Raw genomic sequence first — 20,136 nt, 5'->3', positions numbered from 1 at the left:
GCACAGGGGGAAACATGGCGCACACCGGCCACCAGACAATGCGACGCGTCCTGCGCCGCGAAATCGCCGGCACCATCGGCCTGCTCACCGACGAACACGACTTCCGCGCCATGCGGCGCTACCGCAGCTTCACCTTCGACGACCACGCCACCTACCTGAAACAGGTCGAAGACCTCCTGAGGACCCGCGCCTCACAGGGCAGCCACACCACCGTCGCCCTCTTCGACCCACAGGAGTACGCCGAGTTCTGCGAGGAGACGGGCCTGAACCCGGACATCCCGTCCAGCCGCACCCGCTTCACCGCGGAACTCGCCTCCACCGGGCCGGCACTGCCCTACGAGGGCCAGCCCCTGACCGACCTGGTGCCCGCCCTCGTGGACGAGGCCGTACGCCAGGCCACCTGGGAGTACGCGACCACACTCCTCGCCCGCCTCGGCAGCTGCGGCTCCTGCGGGGAGGACATCGGCCGCGCCGCCTTCACCCGGGCCTCGGACCTCCTCGTCCGGATCCTCGACACCGCACAGCCAGGCGAACACCACCTCGTGTGCAGCATCACCGGCACCCCGGAAACCCTCGTCTCCGTCCTCCACTCCGACGAGAACAGCGACGGCTCCGTCCAACTCGACGAAGCCGAAGCCCTCGAATTCACCACCGTCCTGGCACTCGGCATCGCCACCCAGAGCCCCGGCGGACTGGTCATGCGCACCAGCACCCCAGGGACCACCGACCGCATCTACGGCTGGCGCCTGCGCGGCGACCACCTCGAACCCCTCACCGCCGGAGAAGTCTTCGACGCCTACTGCACCGACATCGACTCCGGCGACCTGATCTCCCCGGAATCGGACGTCGACTACTGCGTCCCGCCCGACCTCGGACCGGAAGGACCGACAGCGCACCACAGCCACTGACATACGAAGAGAGGGCGCCCCACCCACCGGTGGAGCGCCCTCTCAGAACCGTCGATCGGCCGACCCCGCCCGACTACTCGCCGGACAGCACCGCCTGAGCGGCGGCGCGCGCCTCGTCGGCGCTGTCCGCAGCCCGGGCGGCCGCGGCCGCCCGCTCGCACTGGGCGAGCGTGTACTTCGCCAGCGTCGCCCGCACATAAGGAAGGGAGGCGGCGCCCATGGAAAGAGAGGTGACCCCGAGACCGGTCAGGACACAGGCGAGCAGCGGGTCGGACGCGGCCTCGCCACAGACACCACAGCTCTTGCCCTCGGCCTTCGCCGCCTCCGCGGACAGCGCGACCAGGTCGAGCAGCGCGGGCTGCCACGGGTCCTGGAGCCGGGACACCGCACCCACCTGACGGTCGGCCGCGAAGGTGTACTGCGCGAGGTCATTGGTCCCCAGCGACAGGAACTCGACCTCCTGAAGGATCGACCGCGCCCGCAGCGCCGCCGAGGGAATCTCCACCATCGCGCCGAACTTCGCCCGGAGCCCCGCCTCCCGGCAGGCATCGGCGAAGGCCTTGGCATCGGCGCGGTCGGCCACCATCGGGGCCATGACCTCAAGGTAGACGGGCAGTCCCTCGGCAGCCTTCGCCAGCGCTGTCAGCTGGGTGCGCAGCACCTCGGGGTGGTCGAGCAGCGTCCGCAGCCCCCGCACGCCCAACGCCGGGTTCGGCTCGTCGGACGGCGTCAGGAAGTCCAGCGGCTTGTCCGCGCCCGCGTCCAGCACACGAACGACGACCCGCCCCTCCGGGAAGGCCTCCAGCACCTGCCGGTAGGCCTCGACCTGCTTCTCCTCGGTCGGGGCGTTCTTGCTGTCGTCGAGGAAGAGGAACTCGGTACGGAAGAGACCCACACCCTCGGCACCGGCCTCGACGGCGGCGGGCACGTCCGCCGGACCGCCCACGTTGGCGAGCAGCGGCACCTTGTGGCCGTCCGCGGTGGCACCGGGACCGGTGGACGCGGCGAGCGCAGCCTTCCGCTCAGCGGCAGCGGCCTCCAGCTCGGCCTTCTTCTCGTCACTCGGGTTCACGAAGATGTCCCCGGTACTGCCGTCGACGGCGATGACCGTGCCCTCCGCGAGCTCACCGGCACCCGGCAGCGCCACGACGGCCGGCACACCGAGCGCCCGCGCCAGAATCGCACTGTGACTGGTCGGCCCGCCCTCCTCGGTGACGAAGCCCAGCACGAGCGTCGGGTCCAGCAGAGCCGTGTCGGCGGGCGCGAGATCACGCGCCACCAGGACATACGGCTCGTCGCTGTCCGGGACACCCGGCATGGGCACCCCGAGCAGCCGGGCGACGATACGATTCCGCACGTCGTCGAGGTCCGCGACCCGCCCGGCGAGGTACTCACCGGCACCGGCCAGCAGCTCGCGGTACGCGGCGAACGCGTCGTACACGGCACGCTCGGCCGTGCTGCCGACAGCGATACGGCGGTCCACATCAGCCATCAGCTCGGGGTCCTGGGCCATCATGGCCTGCGCCTCGAGCACCGCCTGGGCTTCGCCCCCCGCCAGGTTGCCGCGCGCCATCAGGTCGGCCGCGACGGCCTCCACGGCCTTGCGGGCACGCCCCTGTTCGCGCTCCGCGTCCTCAGCCGGTATCTGCTTGGCAGGCGGCTCCAGCACCGCCGTTCCCATATGCCGAACCTCGCCGATCGCCACACCGTGGCTCACGCCGACGCCTCGCAGCGTTGTCTCCATCTCACCCGTCTCCGATAGTGCGGCGGGTCCCGCCGCCGCGATGGTTGTCGTGCCTGTTTGCCGTCCTACGACGGCGCTGACGTCACTTCCAGAGGAAGAGACTGTCGCCGGCCTTCACATCGCCGTTGTCACGGAGCTCGGAGAGGGCCTCGGCCGTGGCCTCCAGCGCGATGACGGGGCACACCGCGGACTTGCCGGCTGCCTCGACGGCCGCCGGGTTCCACCGCACGACGGCCTGGCCGCGCGTGACGGTGTCACCCTTGTTCACCAGCAGTTCGAAGCCCTCGCCGTTGAGCTGCACGGTGTCGATGCCGAGGTGCACGAGCACGCCGTGCCCCGTCTCGTCCACGACGACGAACGCGTGCGGGTGGAGAGAGACGATCACTCCGTCCACGGGCGCGACGGCCTCGGACGGTTCACGTACGGGGTCGATCGCGGTGCCCGGGCCGACCATGGCCCCGGAGAAGACCGGATCCGGCACTGCTGCCAGTCCGATGGCGCGTCCTGCAAGAGGGGACGTCACGGTGGTCATGGGAAGCCTCCCAGGGGTGGAGCTGCGTATATGGGCCGTCACTGCCTGTCTCGGACGGCTCTGTCCAGCAGCGTATGTCAGATGAAGTGAGGGTTCCGCACGGAAGATACCCGGTGGTGGTCTAGACCACCAGTCCCATGGATTTGCACGGCCTTCGAGGCCCCGTGTACAGTCGTACTCCTGCTTGAGGCCGAGTGACGCGACCACGTGTCCTTGCCTGGCAGCAACCAAACTTGTCAGACCTTATCTCGATCAACTTCTGCATGCCCGCAGGACGGTGGTCAGGGAGACGGAAAAACACTGATAGTGTTTGGAACACCGAAGGGAAGCGCCCGGAGGAAAGCCCGAGAGGGTGAGTACAAAGGAAGCGTCCGTTCCTTGAGAACTCAACAGCGTGCCAAAAATCAACGCCAGATATGTTGATACCCCGTCTCCGGCCATTCGGCTGGGACGAGGTTCCTTTGAAAAAACACAGCGAGGACGCTGTGAGCGATCGCCTTATTCCGGCGGTCGCTCCGCTCTCGTGATGTGTGCACCCGATTACGGGTAAACATTCACGGAGAGTTTGATCCTGGCTCAGGACGAACGCTGGCGGCGTGCTTAACACATGCAAGTCGAACGATGAACCACTTCGGTGGGGATTAGTGGCGAACGGGTGAGTAACACGTGGGCAATCTGCCCTTCACTCTGGGACAAGCCCTGGAAACGGGGTCTAATACCGGATACCACTGCCCAAGGCATCTTGGGTGGTTGAAAGCTCCGGCGGTGAAGGATGAGCCCGCGGCCTATCAGCTTGTTGGTGAGGTAACGGCTCACCAAGGCGACGACGGGTAGCCGGCCTGAGAGGGCGACCGGCCACACTGGGACTGAGACACGGCCCAGACTCCTACGGGAGGCAGCAGTGGGGAATATTGCACAATGGGCGCAAGCCTGATGCAGCGACGCCGCGTGAGGGATGACGGCCTTCGGGTTGTAAACCTCTTTCAGCAGGGAAGAAGCGCAAGTGACGGTACCTGCAGAAGAAGCGCCGGCTAACTACGTGCCAGCAGCCGCGGTAATACGTAGGGCGCAAGCGTTGTCCGGAATTATTGGGCGTAAAGAGCTCGTAGGCGGCTTGTCACGTCGGGTGTGAAAGCCCGGGGCTTAACCCCGGGTCTGCATTCGATACGGGCAGGCTAGAGTGTGGTAGGGGAGATCGGAATTCCTGGTGTAGCGGTGAAATGCGCAGATATCAGGAGGAACACCGGTGGCGAAGGCGGATCTCTGGGCCATTACTGACGCTGAGGAGCGAAAGCGTGGGGAGCGAACAGGATTAGATACCCTGGTAGTCCACGCCGTAAACGGTGGGAACTAGGTGTTGGCGACATTCCACGTCGTCGGTGCCGCAGCTAACGCATTAAGTTCCCCGCCTGGGGAGTACGGCCGCAAGGCTAAAACTCAAAGGAATTGACGGGGGCCCGCACAAGCAGCGGAGCATGTGGCTTAATTCGACGCAACGCGAAGAACCTTACCAAGGCTTGACATACACCGGAAACGGCCAGAGATGGTCGCCCCCTTGTGGTCGGTGTACAGGTGGTGCATGGCTGTCGTCAGCTCGTGTCGTGAGATGTTGGGTTAAGTCCCGCAACGAGCGCAACCCTTGTCCTGTGTTGCCAGCGTGCCCTTCGGGGTGACGGGGACTCACAGGAGACCGCCGGGGTCAACTCGGAGGAAGGTGGGGACGACGTCAAGTCATCATGCCCCTTATGTCTTGGGCTGCACACGTGCTACAATGGCAGGTACAATGAGCTGCGATACCGTGAGGTGGAGCGAATCTCAAAAAGCCTGTCTCAGTTCGGATTGGGGTCTGCAACTCGACCCCATGAAGTCGGAGTTGCTAGTAATCGCAGATCAGCATTGCTGCGGTGAATACGTTCCCGGGCCTTGTACACACCGCCCGTCACGTCACGAAAGTCGGTAACACCCGAAGCCGGTGGCCCAACCCCTTGTGGGAGGGAGCTGTCGAAGGTGGGACTGGCGATTGGGACGAAGTCGTAACAAGGTAGCCGTACCGGAAGGTGCGGCTGGATCACCTCCTTTCTAAGGAGCATCTAGGCCGCCGAGCTTGCTTGGTGGTCCAGGGCCATTACGTCGGCAAACGTTCGACGGTGGTTGCTCATGGGTGGAACGTTGATTATTCGGCCGGGTTCACGGGTCGGAGGCTGCAAGTACTGCTCTTTTGGAGCGTGGAACGCATGATCTCCGGACGGGATCTGGTCGGGCACGTTGTTGGGTGTCTGAGGGCACGGCCGTTTGGTCTGTCTTCGGATGCCGGCCCCAGTGAACTCGCCTTGTAGGGCGGGGTGATGGGTGGCTGGTCGTTGTTTGAGAACTGCACAGTGGACGCGAGCATCTGTGGCCAAGTTTTTAAGGGCGCACGGTGGATGCCTTGGCACCAGGAACCGATGAAGGACGTGGGAGGCCACGATAGTCCCCGGGGAGTCGTCAACCAGGCTTTGATCCGGGGGTTTCCGAATGGGGAAACCCGGCAGTCGTCATGGGCTGTCACCCTTGCCTGAACACATAGGGCAAGTGGAGGGAACGCGGGGAAGTGAAACATCTCAGTACCCGCAGGAAGAGAAAACAACCGTGATTCCGGGAGTAGTGGCGAGCGAAACCGGATGAGGCCAAACCGTATGCGTGTGAGACCCGGCAGGGGTTGCGCATGCGGGGTTGTGGGATCTCTCTTCTGTCGTCTGCCGGCGACAGGACGAGTCAGAAACCGTTGATGTAGGCGAAGGACATGCGAAAGGTCCGGCGTAGAGGGTAAGACCCCCGTAGTCGAAACGTCAGCGGCTCGTTTGAGAGACACCCAAGTAGCACGGGGCCCGAGAAATCCCGTGTGAATCTGGCGGGACCACCCGCTAAGCCTAAATATTCCCTGGTGACCGATAGCGGATAGTACCGTGAGGGAATGGTGAAAAGTACCGCGGGAGCGGAGTGAAATAGTACCTGAAACCGTGTGCCTACAAGCCGTGGGAGCGTCGGACATCAAGCTTGCTTGGTGTCTCGTGACTGCGTGCCTTTTGAAGAATGAGCCTGCGAGTTTGCGGTGTGTTGCGAGGTTAACCCGGGTGGGGTAGCCGTAGCGAAAGCGAGTCCGAATAGGGCGTTTCAGTAGCACGCTCAAGACCCGAAGCGGAGTGATCTAGCCATGGGCAGGTTGAAGCGGAGGTAAGACTTCGTGGAGGACCGAACCCACCAGGGTTGAAAACCTGGGGGATGACCTGTGGTTAGGGGTGAAAGGCCAATCAAACTCCGTGATAGCTGGTTCTCCCCGAAATGCATTTAGGTGCAGCGTCGTGTGTTTCTTGCCGGAGGTAGAGCACTGGATAGGCGATGGGCCCTACCGGGTTACTGACCTTAGCCAAACTCCGAATGCCGGTAAGTGAGAGCGCGGCAGTGAGACTGTGGGGGATAAGCTCCATGGTCGAGAGGGAAACAGCCCAGAGCATCGACTAAGGCCCCTAAGCGTACGCTAAGTGGGAAAGGATGTGGAGTCGCAGAGACAACCAGGAGGTTGGCTTAGAAGCAGCCACCCTTGAAAGAGTGCGTAATAGCTCACTGGTCTAGTGATTCCGCGCCGACAATGTAGCGGGGCTCAAGCGTACCGCCGAAGTCGTGTCATTGCAGCAATACTCCCAACGGAGGCTGTGATGGGTAGGGGAGCGTCGTGTGCCGGGTGAAGCTGCGCCGGAAGGCAGTGGTGGACGGTTCACGAGTGAGAATGCAGGCATGAGTAGCGATACACACGTGGGAAACGTGTGCGCCGATTGACTAAGGGTTCCTGGGTCAAGCTGATCTGCCCAGGGTAAGTCGGGACCTAAGGCGAGGCCGACAGGCGTAGTCGATGGATAACCGGTTGATATTCCGGTACCCGCTGTGAAGCGTCAAACATCGAACCAGGCGATGCTAAGTCCGTGAAGCCGCCCCGGAGCCTTCGGGCAAAGGGGAGTGGTGGAGCCGACGAACCAGACTTGCAGTAGGTGAGTGATGGGGTGACGCAGGAAGGTAGTCCATCCCGGGCGGTGGTTGTCCCGGGGTAAGGGTGTAGGCCGTGCGATAGGCAAATCCGTCGCACATGAGGCTGAGACCTGATGCCGAGCCGATTGTGGTGAAGTGGATGATCCTATGCTGTCGAGAAAAGCCTCTAGCGAGTTTCATGGCGGCCCGTACCCTAAACCGACTCAGGTGGTCAGGTAGAGAATACCGAGGCGTTCGGGTGAACTATGGTTAAGGAACTCGGCAAAATGCCCCCGTAACTTCGGGAGAAGGGGGGCCACACCTGGTGATCCAATTTACTTGGTGAGCTGGGGGTGGCCGCAGAGACCAGCGAGAAGCGACTGTTTACTAAAAACACAGGTCCGTGCGAAGCCGTAAGGCGATGTATACGGACTGACGCCTGCCCGGTGCTGGAACGTTAAGGGGACCGGTTAGTCACATTTCGGTGTGGCGAAGCTGAGAACTTAAGCGCCAGTAAACGGCGGTGGTAACTATAACCATCCTAAGGTAGCGAAATTCCTTGTCGGGTAAGTTCCGACCTGCACGAATGGCGTAACGACTTCTCGACTGTCTCAACCATAGGCCCGGTGAAATTGCACTACGAGTAAAGATGCTCGTTTCGCGCAGCAGGACGGAAAGACCCCGGGACCTTTACTACAGTTTGATATTGGTGTTCGGTTCGGCTTGTGTAGGATAGCTGGGAGACTTTGAAGCGGCCACGCCAGTGGTTGTGGAGTCGTCGTTGAAATACCAGTCTGGTCGTGCTGGATGTCTAACCTGGGTCCGTGATCCGGATCAGGGACAGTGTCTGATGGGTAGTTTAACTGGGGCGGTTGCCTCCTAAAGGGTAACGGAGGCGCCCAAAGGTTCCCTCAGCCTGGTTGGTAATCAGGTGTTGAGTGTAAGTGCACAAGGGAGCTTGACTGTGAGACCGACGGGTCGAGCAGGGACGAAAGTCGGGACTAGTGATCCGGCGGTGGCTTGTGGAAGCGCCGTCGCTCAACGGATAAAAGGTACCCCGGGGATAACAGGCTGATCTTCCCCAAGAGTCCATATCGACGGGATGGTTTGGCACCTCGATGTCGGCTCGTCGCATCCTGGGGCTGGAGTCGGTCCCAAGGGTTGGGCTGTTCGCCCATTAAAGCGGTACGCGAGCTGGGTTTAGAACGTCGTGAGACAGTTCGGTCCCTATCCGCTGTGCGCGTAGGAATATTGAGAAGGGCTGTCCCTAGTACGAGAGGACCGGGACGGACGAACCTCTGGTGTGCCAGTTGTTCTGCCAAGGGCATGGCTGGTTGGCTACGTTCGGGAGGGATAACCGCTGAAAGCATCTAAGCGGGAAGCCTGCTTCGAGATGAGTATTCCCACCCCCTTTGAGGGGTTAAGGCTCCCAGTAGACGACTGGGTTGATAGGCCGGATCTGGAAGGCGGGTAACCGCTGGAGGTGACCGGTACTAATAGGCCGAGGGCTTGTCCATATTTGCTCGCGTCCACTGTGTTAGTTCTGAGGCAACGACCGTGTGTTTTCCGGTCTGAGTTTCATAGTGTTTCGGTGGTCATAGCGTGAGGGAAACGCCCGGTTACATTCCGAACCCGGAAGCTAAGCCTTACAGCGCCGATGGTACTGCAGGGGGGACCCTGTGGGAGAGTAGGACACCGCCGAACTCCTTTTAGAGCTCTGGCTCTTGGGCACTCAGCCCAAGAGCCAGAGCTTTTTTGCGTTGAGGTAGGGTCAGGGGGCATCGTTGGCACGTTTCCCACAGGAGGCCCCCGGGTGGAGGTCCAGGAGACCCGGGTCCAGACGGACCGGGTCCTCACCATCCCCAACATCCTCAGCATGGCGCGGCTCGTCGGTGTGCCGGTCTTCCTGTGGCTGATTCTCAGGCCTGAGTTCGGAGGCCCGAAGAGTGACGGCTGGGCGTTGCTGGTACTGGCGCTGAGCGGCATCAGCGACTACCTCGACGGCAAGCTGGCCCGGAGGTGGAACCAGATCAGCAGCCTCGGCCGGCTGCTCGACCCGGCGGCCGACCGGCTCTACATTCTGTCGACTCTGGTCGGACTCACCTGGCGCGAGATTCTGCCGATCTGGTTGACGGCTGCACTTCTCTTGCGGGAGCTGGTTCTCCTGGTGATGGTGGGCATCCTCAGGCGTCACGGTTATCCGCCGCCGCAGGTGAACTTCCTCGGCAAGGCGGCCACGTTCAACCTGATGTACGCCTTCCCCCTCCTCCTGCTCAGTGACGGAACTGGATGGATCTCGTCACTCGCTGCTATTTTCGGATGGGCGTTCGCCGGATGGGGTACAACGCTGTACTGGTGGGCAGGAGTCCTCTACGTGGTACAAGTCCGCCGCCTGATCCGTGCGGACGCCATGGCCGATTGAACTCGTCCTTTGGCACGGCCGAAGCGGCTCGATGGCCCCCGGCGGAAAAGTGCGGGACAATCTGGACGGGTGAAGTCGGCTAGACCGTCAACTCTTTAGAGGAGGACGCTTCCGACATGAAGGCCGTCGTGATGGCCGGAGGCGAAGGCACACGCCTTCGTCCCATGACCTCAAGCATGCCCAAGCCGCTCCTGCCGGTGGCCAACCGGCCGATCATGGAGCACGTTCTGAGGCTGCTCAAAAGGCATGGGCTCAACGAGACCGTCGTCACCGTCCAGTTCCTGGCCTCTCTGGTCAAGAACTACTTCGGTGACGGTGAAGAGCTCGGCATGGAGCTCTCCTATGCCAATGAGGAGAAGCCACTCGGTACCGCCGGAAGCGTCAAGAACGCCGAAGAGGCGTTGAAGGACGATGCTTTCCTTGTCATCTCCGGTGATGCCCTGACCGACTTCGACCTCACCGAGCTCATCAACTTCCACAAGGAAAAGGGCGCGCTGGTCACCGTCTGTCTGACGCGTGTGCCCAATCCTCTTGAATTCGGTATCACCATCGTCGATGAAGAGGGCAAGGTCGAGCGCTTCCTGGAGAAGCCGACCTGGGGCCAGGTCTTCTCGGACACCGTGAACACGGGCATCTACGTGATGGAGCCCGAGGTCTTCGACTATGTCGAGGCCGACGTACCTGTGGACTGGTCCGGTGACGTCTTTCCTCAGCTGATGAAGGAAGGCAAGCCGATCTACGGCTATGTCGCCGAGGGCTACTGGGAGGACGTCGGCACCCACGAGAGCTATGTGAAGGCCCAGGCCGACGTCCTCGAGGGCAAGGTCGACGTCGAGATCGACGGGTTCGAGCTCTCCCCGGGCGTGTGGGTGGCCGAGGGTGCCGAGGTGCATCCCGACGCCGTTCTGCGCGGCCCGCTGTACATCGGGGACTACGCGAAGGTCGAGGCCGGCGCCGAAATCCGGGAGCACACCGTCGTCGGCTCCAATGTCGTCGTCAAGAGCGGGGCCTTTCTGCACAAGGCCGTCGTGCACGACAACGTGTATGTCGGACAGCAGAGCAATCTCCGTGGCTGTGTCGTCGGGAAGAACACCGACATCATGCGTGCCGCGCGGATCGAGGACGGCGCGGTCATCGGGGACGAGTGCCTCGTCGGCGAGGAATCGATTATTCAGGGGAATGTCCGGGTCTACCCGTTCAAGACCATCGAAGCCGGCGCCTTCGTCAATACCTCCGTCATCTGGGAGTCCAGGGGACAGGCGCATCTCTTCGGGGCCCGCGGGGTGTCCGGCATCCTGAACGTCGAGATCACGCCGGAACTCGCCGTCCGGCTGGCCGGTGCCTACGCGACGACCCTCAAGAAGGGCTCGACGGTCACCACGGCCCGCGACCACTCCCGAGGCGCCCGAGCACTCAAGCGGGCGGTGATCTCCGCTCTGCAGGCCAGCGCCATCGACGTACGCGATCTGGAGAACGTACCGCTGCCCGTGGCGCGGCAGCAGACCGCGCGAGGCAGTGCCGGCGGGATCATGATCCGGACCACACCCGGGGTGCCGGACTCCGTCGACATCATGTTCTTCGACGGGCGGGGCGCCGACCTGTCCCAGGGGAGTCAGCGCAAGCTGGACCGGGTGTTCGCGCGGCAGGAGTACCGGCGGGCGTTCCCCGGGGAGATCGGGGACCTGCACTTCCCGGCGAGTGTCTTCGACTCGTACACCGGGTCGCTGCTGCGGAACGTCGACATCACCGGGATCTCCGAGTCCGGGCTCAAGGTCGTCGTGGACGCGTCCAACGGCAGTGCGGGGCTTGTGCTGCCCAGCCTGCTCGGGAAGCTCGGTGTGGACTCGCTGACCATCAACCCGGGGCTCGACGAGTCCCGGCCGACCGAGACGGCGGATGCCCGTAGGTCGGGGATGGTGCGGCTGGGCGAGATCGTGGCGTCCGCGCGGGCCGCCTTCGGTGTGCGGTTCGACCCCGTGGGTGAGCGGCTGTCCCTGGTGGACGAGAAGGGCCGCATCATCGAGGACGACCGCGCCCTGCTCGTCATGCTCGACCTTGTCGCCGCGGAGCGGCGCAGTGGACGGGTGGCGCTGCCGGTCACCACGACGCGGATCGCCGAGCAGGTGGCCGCCTATCACGGCACTCAGGTCGAGTGGACGACCACCTCGCCCGACGACCTCACCAGGGTCGGGCGCGACGAAACGACGATCTTCGGCGGTGACGGCAAGGGCGCCTTCATCGTGCCGGAGTTCAGCAGCGTCTTCGACGGTACGGCGGCCTTCGTACGCCTGATCGGGCTGGTGGCGCGGACGCAGCTCACGCTCAGCCAGATCGACGCGCGGATTCCGCGGGCCCATGTCCTCAAGCGGGACCTGGCGACCCCGTGGGCCGTCAAGGGACTGGTGATGCGGCGGGTCGTGGAGGCGGCGGGCGATCGCTTTGTCGACACGACCGACGGGGTCCGGGTCGTCGAGACCGACGGACGCTGGGTGATGGTACTGCCCGACCCGGCCGAGGCGGTCACCCATCTGTGGGCCGAGGGGCCCGACGACGCGTCCGCGCAGGCCCTGCTGGACGAGTGGTCGGCGGTCGTGGACAGCGCCGGCCGCTGAACCGACGCACGCACGCGTGCCGGACAAGTGTCCCCAAGGGGGCCTGTCCGGCACGCCGATGGGGCCATTCGGAGGTAGGGGCCGCGACGTGCGACGATGTGCGGCATGCCGCAGCAGCCCCCCATTCGGAGCACCCCCACGCGCCCCTCGCGCCCGGACGCCTCCATGTCGCTGCTCACCAACGTCATGGACCACAGCCTCGACGACGGGTACGCCGAGGCGGCCGCCCGCAAGAAGGCCGCCGGTGACGGCGGGTTGCCCAAGACGTTGAGGGCGAAGCTCGGTCTGGCCGTCGGCCTGGTGCTCGCCGCCCTGGTGGTCACCGTGGGGGCGGCTCAGGCGCGGGTGGCGGCTCCGGTCGTGGCCAAGGAGCGCCAGGAGCTCATCGACCGTATCGACCGCGAGAGCGACACGGCGGACAAGCTCGAGGAAAGTGTCGACAAGCTGCGTGACGACGTGGGCACGCGGCAGCGTGAAGCGCTCAAGGAGAGCGGGGACAGCGGCCAGGCCGACCTCGTGGACATCCTGTCGGGCGCGGCCGAGGTGCACGGCCCCGGCGTCAAGCTGGTCGTGAACGACGCCAAGGAGGCCACCACGGGGGGTGACGGCAACCCGCGTGAGACGTCGGGGTTCTCCGACACCGGGCGGGTGCGCGACCGCGACATGCAGCGAGTCGTCAACGGGCTGTGGGAGTCGGGCGCCGAGGCCGTCTCCATCAACGGACAGCGGCTGACGGCCCTGTCGGCGATCAGGGCCGCGGGTGACGCGATACTGGTCGACAACAAGCCGCTGGTTCCGCCGTATACGGTGCTTGCGGTGGGGGACGGGCAGCGGCTCAGCACGAAGTTCCAGAACAGTGCCGACGGGCTGTATCTGCACGCCCTGCAGGAGAACTACGGCATCCGGACCGCGATTTCCGTGGAGGACGACCTCCGGCTGCCGGCCGCACCGAGTGTGATCGTACGTACAGCAGAGCCGAGAACTGAGAAGGGCACATCGTGATCGCCGTACTGGGCCTCGTCGTGGGAGTCGTGGCCGGCCTGTTGGTCCGGCCTGAGGTTCCGGCGGTCGTCGAGCCTTATCTGCCGATCGCCGTGGTGGCGGCGCTGGACGCCGTCTTCGGCGGTCTGCGCGCCATGCTCGACGGCATCTTCGACGACAAGGTCTTCGTCGTCTCGTTCCTGTCGAACGTGGTCGTGGCCGCGCTGATCGTGTTCCTGGGCGACAAGTTGGGTGTGGGTGCCCAGCTGTCGACCGGTGTCGTCGTCGTGCTCGGGATCCGCATCTTCTCGAACGCCGCGGCGATCCGCCGGCACGTCTTCCGGGCGTGACGCCGATGAGCGAGCAGGAAGAGACGCCAGGCAACAGGCTGCGCAAGGAACTGCCCGAGGAACTCCCGGTGACGCCTGCCGAGGAGACCGCGGACCCGGCCGACGAGCCCGGTCTCACCGGCCGTCAGAGGCTGGTGAAGGGGCTGTGGCCGCCGCGCGTGACCCGGGCCCAACTCATCGTCGCGGTGCTGCTGTTCGGCCTCGGATTCGGCCTCGCCGTCCAGGTGGCGTCGAACAGCGACAGTGACAGTGCGCTGCGGGGGGCGAGGCAGGAGGATCTCGTACGCATCCTCGATGAACTGGACGACCGTACCCAGCGTCTTGAAGACGAGAAGCAGGGCCTCGAGAAGCAGCGGGACGAGCTGGAGAACAGCTCCGACCAGGCGGAGGAGGCCCGCAAGCAGACGGTCGAGAAGGAGCGGCAACTCGGCATCCTCGCGGGCACGGTGGCCGCGCAGGGGCCGGGCATCGAGATGACGATCGAGGACACCAAGGGAACGGTCGAGGCGGACATGCTGCTCGACGCGATCCAGGAGCTGCGGGCGGCCGGCGCGGAGGCGATCCAGGTGAACGGCGTGCGGGTCGTCGCCGGCACCTATCTGTCGGACTCCGACAAAAGCGTGAGCGTCGACGGGAACAAGATCACCGCTCCCTTTCGTTTCAAGGTCATCGGCAATCCGCAGGACCTGGAACCGGCGCTCAACATCCCTGGAGGCGTGGTGCAGACTCTCGAGAAGGAGCAGGCCACCGTCATCGTCGAGCGGTCGGACAAGATCGTTGTGGACGCCTTGCGAGCGGCGAAGCGGCCTGACTACGCTCGGTCGTCCTCCCGGTGAACCGGGGGTGCATGCGGGGCGTCGGGCCAGGGCATGAGGTTGCGGGGGGTCGGCGCACCGATTGGGTGGTGCGTGGTGGAAACTGTCTGGTGGAAACGGACGTTGTGAGGATGTCCGGGTCGACCGGTGTGTTCAATCAGGGTTCGTCCTGCCCCACGGGCGGGTCTGTTTCGGTCAAGGGGAATCGCCCGTGAAGTTGTTTCAGAAGTTGTTCGGCAAGAGCGCGCGAGAGGGCAGCGACAACAACGCCACCGCTCGGCACCGCGCACAGCCCGACGCCGAGGGCCAGCGTCCGCTGTTCCGGGACCAGGTCGGTGGGCCGGGCGACATTTCCGGAGGTCAGGGCGCGCCTTCTGTTGACCCTGCCCAGTCCGGCGGCATAGGTTTCGGGCAGCCGTCAACCTCAAGTACGGGTGGAGGGTTTTCCCCTATGTCGGCCCAGGTGTGTACGAGGTGCGGTAACCGCAACGCGGAGAACAGCCGCTTCTGCTCCAACTGCGGAGCTCCGCTGCGGGCGGGGGCGGTGCCCGAGCGTCCTTCCGAGACGACCTCCACCATCTCCATCTCCGGCCTCGAGGCCTACGACTCCGAGGTCACCGGTCAGACGCAGATGCCGGCGCTCTCCCCGGAGGCGCAGGCTGCCGTCGACGCGCTGCCGCTGGGCTCCGCGCTCCTGGTCGTGCGCCGGGGGCCGAACTCGGGCAGCCGCTTCCTGCTGGACGGCGAGCTGACCACGGCCGGCCGCCACCCGCAGAGCGACATCTTCCTCGACGACGTCACCGTCTCGCGCCGCCATGTGGAGTTCCGCCGAGGCCAGGACGGCTCGTTCACGGTGTCCGACGTGGGCAGCCTCAACGGTACGTACGTCAACCGCGAGCGGATCGACTCGGTCGCCCTGAACAACGGCGACGAGGTGCAGATCGGCAAGTACCGGCTGGTGTTCTACGCGAGCCAGCAGGGCTACTGACCCTCCCAGGGAAGGTCCATGCTTCAAACACCGAGCGGCGGTGCCGGACACGGCACCGCCGCCACGGACAGTGGACTGATGAGCATCGGCACGGTGCTGAACGTGCTGCGCGACGAGTTTCCCGAAGTCACCATCTCCAAGATCCGTTTCCTGGAGTCCGAGGGCCTCATCGAGCCGCAGCGGACCCCCTCCGGGTACCGCAAGTTCAGCGACCGGGACGTCGAGCGCCTCGGCCACGTCCTGAGGATGCAGCGGGACCACTATCTGCCGCTCAAGGTGATCCGGGAGCACCTGGACGCCATGGAGCGGGGCGAGGCCGTCGCGCTGCCCACAGTGGGCCGTCAGCGGGACGGAGAAACGGTCCTGGAGGTCCCCGAGGGGCCCACCGCGGCCCGGATCGGCCGGGCCGAGCTGCTCGCCGCCGCCGAGATCGGTGAGGCGGAGCTCGCGGAGTGGGAGTCGTACGGGCTCATCACCCCGCTGCCGGACGGGGCGTACGACGCGGAGACGGTGACCGTGGCCGCGCTCGTCGTCGAGCTCGGGCGGTTCGGGATCGAGCCGCGGCACCTGCGCGCGATGAAGGCAGCGGCCGACCGTGAGGCGGGGCTCGTGGACCAGGTGGTGGCTCCGCTGAAGCGCCACCGCAACCCGCAGACCCGCGTGCACGCGGAAGCCCGTACGAAGGAACTGGCGGGGCTCACGGTGAAGCTGCACGCGGCGCTCGTGCAGACGGCCCTCGGTGTGCGGCTGCCCTGAGGACGGCAGGTGCAGGAACTGTCACCCGTTTCCTGCCCGACTACCCAAACGTCCCGGGCACGGCCTAGGGTTGCTGTGTGAACGAGCTCGATGTCGTAGGTGTCCGGGTCGAAATGCCCTCCAACCAACCGATCGTGCTCCTGCGTGAAGTGGGAGGCGACCGCTACCTCCCCATCTGGATCGGGCCGGGGGAGGCGACCGCGATCGCCTTCGCGCAGCAGGGCATGGCCCCCGCACGACCGCTGACCCACGACCTGTTCAAGGACGTGCTGGAGGCGGTCGGCCAGGAGCTCACCGAAGTGCGCATCACGGACCTGCGTGAGGGCGTCTTCTACGCGGAGCTGGTGTTCGCCAGCGGGGTCGAGGTGAGCGCGCGGCCGTCCGACGCCATAGCGCTGGCCCTGCGCACCGGGACGCCGATCTACGGCAGCGACGGAGTGCTCGACGACGCCGGCATCGCGATCCCGGACGAGCAGGAGGACGAAGTGGAGAAGTTCCGCGAGTTCCTCGACCAGATCTCCCCCGAGGACTTCGGCACCAGCAGTCAGTGAGGCGGGGGCGGCCGGTCCGGCGGATCAGTGGTCCGTGACGGGTCGGCCGTGTCCGGTCGCCACTGAAATGCCGGCATTTGCCACCGGCGCGTGAGAGCGTCCTGCGGCCCGCTCAGAGCGCATTCGGCTAGCCTTTCCCCGCGGACGGGTACGGGAAACCACTCCTAGGGTGATTATCACTCGGCGTGCCGAGTGTGGCGATCGTTGACGCACCCCTGGTGACTGCCTACCGTCGAGAAGGCAGGTCAAGGACGGAGGTCGGCGTGAGAAGCAGCGGCGACGGTACGGCTGGGGGTGCCCCCGGACGGAGTCTCGGGGCGAGCGGTCCGTACCCGCTTCACACCAGCGCGGCCGATCATCACGCTCCGCAGCGACCGGCGGCCGTGCCGAGCAGCGGAGGGGCGACGTCCATGACGTCCGAGCAGATCGGCTATCGCGGCCCTACGGCGTGCGCGGCGGCCGGTATCACCTACCGGCAACTCGACTACTGGGCGCGCACCGGGCTCGTGGAGCCGAGCGTGCGGCCCGCCTACGGTTCGGGCACGCAGCGGCTCTACAGCTTCCGGGACGTCGTCGTCCTGAAGATCGTCAAGCGGTTCCTCGACACGGGCGTGTCGCTGCAGAACATCCGCACCACGGTCCAGCACCTGCGCGAGCGCGGCTTCCAGGACCTGGAGCGCATGACGCTCATGAGCGACGGAGCCACGGTCTACGAGTGCACCTCGCCCGACGAGGTCCACGCGCTGCTCCAGGGCGGCCAGGGGATCTTCGGGATCGCCGTGGGTGTCGTGTGGCGCGACGTCGAGAGCGCGTTGTCGCAGCTGCACGGGGAGCGGGTCGATACCGGGGAGACGCTGGTCGGGCACAACCCCGCGGACGAGCTGGCCAGGCGCCGCAACCGGGCGGTCTGAAGCCTGCCCCGCTGCCTTCGGCGGGGCATTGTCAGTGGCGTAGGGCAGCATCGGACATGTGAGAAAAGCGCCCACGATCCTGCATCTCGACATGGATGCCTTCTACGCCTCGGCGGAGCAGGCGTCCAAGCCGAGTCTGCGTGGGAAGGCCGTCGTCGTGGGCGGGCTGGGGCCGCGGGGTGTGGTGGCCACCGCGTCCTACGAGGCCCGGGTGTTCGGGGTGCACTCGGCGATGCCCATGGCCCAGGCGAGACGGCTCGCGCCGAACGCCGCGTATCTCGTGCCGCGCTTCGGGTTCTACAAGGCGATCAGCGAGCAGGTGATGGGGCTGCTGCGGGAGTTGTCGCCGCTCGTGGAGCCGCTGAGCCTGGACGAGGCGTTCGTTGATCTGGAGGCCGGGGGAGCGGCCTGGGACGAGGGGTCGGCGCGGCTGGCCGGGGCGAAGCTGCGGGCCGACATACGGGCCGTCACGGGGCTCACGGGGTCCGTGGGGCTCGCCGCTTCCAAGATGCTCGCGAAGATCGCCTCCGAGCAGGCCAAGCCGGACGGTCTGGTGGTGATCGAGCCGGGGACCGAGCGGGCGATGCTGGGGCCGATGTCGGTGCGGACCCTGCCGGGGGTGGGGCCGGCGACGGGGGACCATCTGCGGCGGGCCGGGATCCACACGGTCGACGAGATCGTGGAGGCGGGGGAGGACGAGCTGGTACGGCTCCTTGGGAAGGCGCACGGGCACGGGCTGTACGCGATGGCGCTGGCGCGGGACGAGCGGGCCGTGGTGGCGGAGCGGGAGACGAAGTCCGTGTCGGTGGAGGACACGTACGACGTGGACATCCATGACCGGGTCCGGGTGGGGCTCGAGGTGCAGCGGCTGGCGGACCGGTGTGTGCGGCGGTTGCGGGGGGCCGGGTTGTCGGGGCGGACCATTGTGTTGAAGGTGCGGCGGTACGACTTCTCGACCCTGACGCGGTCCGAGACGCTGCGGGGGCCCACGGATGATCCGGCGGTGGTGCGGGAGGCCGCTCTGCGGTTGCTGGAGGGGGTGGATTCCACCGGGGGTGTGCGGCTGCTGGGGGTGGGGGTTTCGGGGCTCGCCGACTTCACGCAGGAGGATCTGTTCGCTCAGGCCGCGGGGGAGCGGGTCGAGGTCGCCGAGGAGGACATCGGGGAGGTGGCTGTGGTGGAGGCCCGGACGGCGTCCGAGCGGCGGTGGGTGGCCGGTCACGATGTGCGGCACGCCGAGTACGGGCATGGGTGGGTGCAGGGGAGTGGGCTGGGGCGGGTGACCGTGCGGTTCGAGACGCCGGATTCCCTGCCGGGGCGGGTGCGGACGTTTTCTGTCGACGATCCTGGGCTGGAGGTGGCTGAGCCGTTGCCGCTGGTTGAGGGGACGTCGGGGATGAGTTCCCACCCGCACCACCCGTGACGGTTTCGTCGTCGGGTGCGGGTGGCCCCTGTGGGGGCTGAGCGCCGTCGGCGGCTGTCGGGTGGTGGGGGAAGTCGGGGTGTGGCGGGACCGCTGGGTGGTGGGTGAGTCGGGGGTGTGGCGGGGCGCCGGCTGTGGTGGGGAAGTTCGGGTGTGACGGGGCCGCTGGGCGGTTGGGGGGAGTCGGCGTGGTGCGGCTGCCGGTTGGTGCGGGGAGTGGGGGCGTGGTGGGGCTGCTCGTGGGGAGTGGTCGGCTGGTCGTTGTGGGCGTGTGCCGGGGGTGGTCGGCTGGGCGTGGGGGTCGGCTCGTGGGCTCTGGAGGTGGGTGCTCGCCCTGCGCCGGACATCGTGGGGGAGTGGGAGGGGGGCGAGGGCTCTCGGCCGGGTGTCAGGTCTCTGCGTCCTCCGTGCCTGCCACCTTGCCGAAGGGGCGGTCCGGGAGGGGGGACGGTGGGGACAGGTGCAGGCCGTAGTGGTGGTAGAGCTGGAGTTCCTGGGCCGGGGAGAGGTGGCGGCCCACGCCGAAGTCGGGGGCGTCCTTGATCAGGGTGCGGTCGTAGGGGACCTTCAGGCTGCCCTCGACCAGTTCGCTGGGCTCCAGGGGGACGAAGGCGTCGCGGGAGAACAGGCCGGTACGTATGGCCGCCCACTCCGGGACCCCGGTCGCGTCGTCGAGATAGACCTCGTCGACGGTGCCGATCTTGGTGCCGTTGCGGTCGAACGCCTTGCGGCCGATCAGGTTGCGCGGATCGATGTCGGTCTGCACGGGCCCTCCACTTGGTCGCAACTCATCCGAAGCGGTCGTAAGCACTACGAAAGAGCACATTGGAGTGGGCGGCCACTCGAACGCCCGACCTGAACCTCGCTGGTAGGCTTGCAGGCGGCTGTCGACCCCGTGCGGGAGAGTCCTCCAGACAACATCGGAGGCGCCGAAGGAGCAAATCCTCCCCGGAATCTCTCAGGCTCACGTACCGCACGGACGAGGTCACTCTGGAAAGCAGGGCGGGTGTCGACGGCGGCTTCCGCTCTCACCGACGGTGAAAGCCGGTGGCCCTCGGGCGACCGGTGAAGCTCTCAGGTTGAGATGACAGAGGGGGAGGCCGTCGGGGTACCCGCGCCGGGGTACCCCTCGAAGGTCGCG

14 protein-coding genes, 3 rRNA genes and 1 riboswitch are annotated in these 20,136 nt (G+C 65.8%); of the genes, 14 read left to right on the top strand and 3 right to left on the bottom strand.

Annotated elements, in window-relative coordinates:
* Positions 1 to 14: 14 nt before the first annotated feature.
* Positions 15 to 908 carry a DUF8829 domain-containing protein gene (locus tag AC2XR2_RS07005; protein ID WP_330268271.1) on the top strand — a complete coding sequence of 298 codons (894 nt, stop codon included), beginning with the start codon at positions 15 to 17 and terminating at the stop codon, positions 906 to 908.
* A gap of 73 nt (positions 909 to 981) precedes the next feature.
* On the opposite strand, the gene ptsP is transcribed toward AC2XR2_RS07005, so the two are convergent.
* Together ptsP and AC2XR2_RS06995 are read right to left on the bottom strand one after the other, a co-directional pair.
* Positions 982 to 2,652, bottom strand: a complete 1,671-nt coding sequence (ptsP, locus tag AC2XR2_RS07000) for a phosphoenolpyruvate--protein phosphotransferase (protein WP_356464382.1) — start codon at positions 2,650 to 2,652, stop codon at positions 982 to 984.
* Positions 2,653 to 2,734: 82 nt separating this feature from the next.
* Positions 2,735 to 3,184, bottom strand: a complete 450-nt coding sequence (locus tag AC2XR2_RS06995) for a PTS sugar transporter subunit IIA (RefSeq protein WP_381304548.1) — start codon at positions 3,182 to 3,184, stop codon at positions 2,735 to 2,737.
* Positions 3,185 to 3,737: 553 nt separating this feature from the next.
* On the opposite strand from AC2XR2_RS06995, the gene AC2XR2_RS06990 reads away from it, so the two are divergent.
* The 13 genes from AC2XR2_RS06990 (at position 3,738) to AC2XR2_RS06930 (ending at position 18,995) form a co-directional block, all read left to right on the top strand.
* Positions 3,738 to 5,263, top strand: a 16S ribosomal RNA gene (locus AC2XR2_RS06990).
* A gap of 317 nt (positions 5,264 to 5,580) precedes the next feature.
* Positions 5,581 to 8,703 (top strand): 23S ribosomal RNA (locus tag AC2XR2_RS06985).
* Positions 8,704 to 8,773: 70 nt separating this feature from the next.
* Positions 8,774 to 8,890, top strand: a 5S ribosomal RNA gene (gene rrf, locus AC2XR2_RS06980).
* Together the 16S, 23S and 5S rRNA genes form the textbook arrangement of a ribosomal RNA operon.
* Positions 8,891 to 8,999: 109 nt before the next feature.
* On the top strand, positions 9,000 to 9,608 hold the full coding sequence (gene clsA, locus AC2XR2_RS06975; protein WP_123759416.1) for a cardiolipin synthase ClsA: 609 nt from the start codon (positions 9,000 to 9,002) through the stop codon (positions 9,606 to 9,608).
* A gap of 116 nt (positions 9,609 to 9,724) precedes the next feature.
* Positions 9,725 to 12,220, top strand: a complete 2,496-nt coding sequence (locus AC2XR2_RS06970; protein ID WP_123759415.1) for a sugar phosphate nucleotidyltransferase — start codon at positions 9,725 to 9,727, stop codon at positions 12,218 to 12,220.
* Between the two features lie 105 nt (positions 12,221 to 12,325).
* Positions 12,326 to 13,222 (top strand): DUF881 domain-containing protein, encoded by an 897-nt coding sequence (locus AC2XR2_RS06965; RefSeq protein WP_381300854.1) that lies wholly within the window; start codon positions 12,326 to 12,328, stop codon positions 13,220 to 13,222.
* Entirely contained in the window at positions 13,219 to 13,551 is a 333-nt protein-coding gene (locus AC2XR2_RS06960) for a small basic family protein (protein WP_003988855.1), read from the top strand. The genes AC2XR2_RS06965 and AC2XR2_RS06960 overlap by 4 nt, the downstream gene beginning before the upstream one ends.
* A gap of 5 nt (positions 13,552 to 13,556) precedes the next feature.
* Positions 13,557 to 14,387, top strand: coding sequence for a DUF881 domain-containing protein (locus AC2XR2_RS06955; protein ID WP_330268275.1), 831 nt, complete (start codon positions 13,557 to 13,559; stop codon positions 14,385 to 14,387).
* A 61-nt stretch (positions 14,388 to 14,448) separates the two neighbouring features.
* Positions 14,449 to 15,354, top strand: a complete 906-nt coding sequence (locus AC2XR2_RS06950) for a zinc-ribbon and FHA domain-containing protein (RefSeq protein WP_381300852.1) — start codon at positions 14,449 to 14,451, stop codon at positions 15,352 to 15,354.
* A gap of 18 nt (positions 15,355 to 15,372) precedes the next feature.
* The gene (gene ftsR / locus AC2XR2_RS06945; RefSeq protein ID WP_449351159.1) at positions 15,373 to 16,110 is read left to right on the top strand and encodes a transcriptional regulator FtsR; all 738 of its coding nucleotides are present in this window, start codon (positions 15,373 to 15,375) and stop codon (positions 16,108 to 16,110) included.
* A 77-nt stretch (positions 16,111 to 16,187) separates the two neighbouring features.
* Positions 16,188 to 16,661, top strand: coding sequence for a bifunctional nuclease family protein (locus tag AC2XR2_RS06940; protein WP_004002801.1), 474 nt, complete (start codon positions 16,188 to 16,190; stop codon positions 16,659 to 16,661).
* Between the two features lie 263 nt (positions 16,662 to 16,924).
* Positions 16,925 to 17,572 carry a MerR family transcriptional regulator gene (locus tag AC2XR2_RS06935; protein ID WP_381300846.1) on the top strand — a complete coding sequence of 216 codons (648 nt, stop codon included), beginning with the start codon at positions 16,925 to 16,927 and terminating at the stop codon, positions 17,570 to 17,572.
* A gap of 58 nt (positions 17,573 to 17,630) precedes the next feature.
* Positions 17,631 to 18,995 carry a DNA polymerase IV gene (locus AC2XR2_RS06930; RefSeq protein ID WP_491514589.1) on the top strand — a complete coding sequence of 455 codons (1,365 nt, stop codon included), beginning with the start codon at positions 17,631 to 17,633 and terminating at the stop codon, positions 18,993 to 18,995.
* Positions 18,996 to 19,383: 388 nt separating this feature from the next.
* Here AC2XR2_RS06930 and AC2XR2_RS06925 read toward each other — a convergent pair whose 3' ends face one another.
* The gene (locus AC2XR2_RS06925; RefSeq protein WP_381300842.1) at positions 19,384 to 19,761 is read right to left on the bottom strand and encodes a PRC-barrel domain-containing protein; all 378 of its coding nucleotides are present in this window, start codon (positions 19,759 to 19,761) and stop codon (positions 19,384 to 19,386) included.
* Positions 19,762 to 19,883: 122 nt separating this feature from the next.
* Positions 19,884 to 19,979: riboswitch (glycine riboswitch) on the top strand.
* The last annotated feature ends 157 nt before the right edge of the window (positions 19,980 to 20,136 follow it).

This window comes from Streptomyces sp. LS-MS-L19, assembly GCF_058382285.1.
Note: the sequence above shows the minus strand (reverse complement) of the source record. Positions and strands in the feature narration are given on the sequence as shown.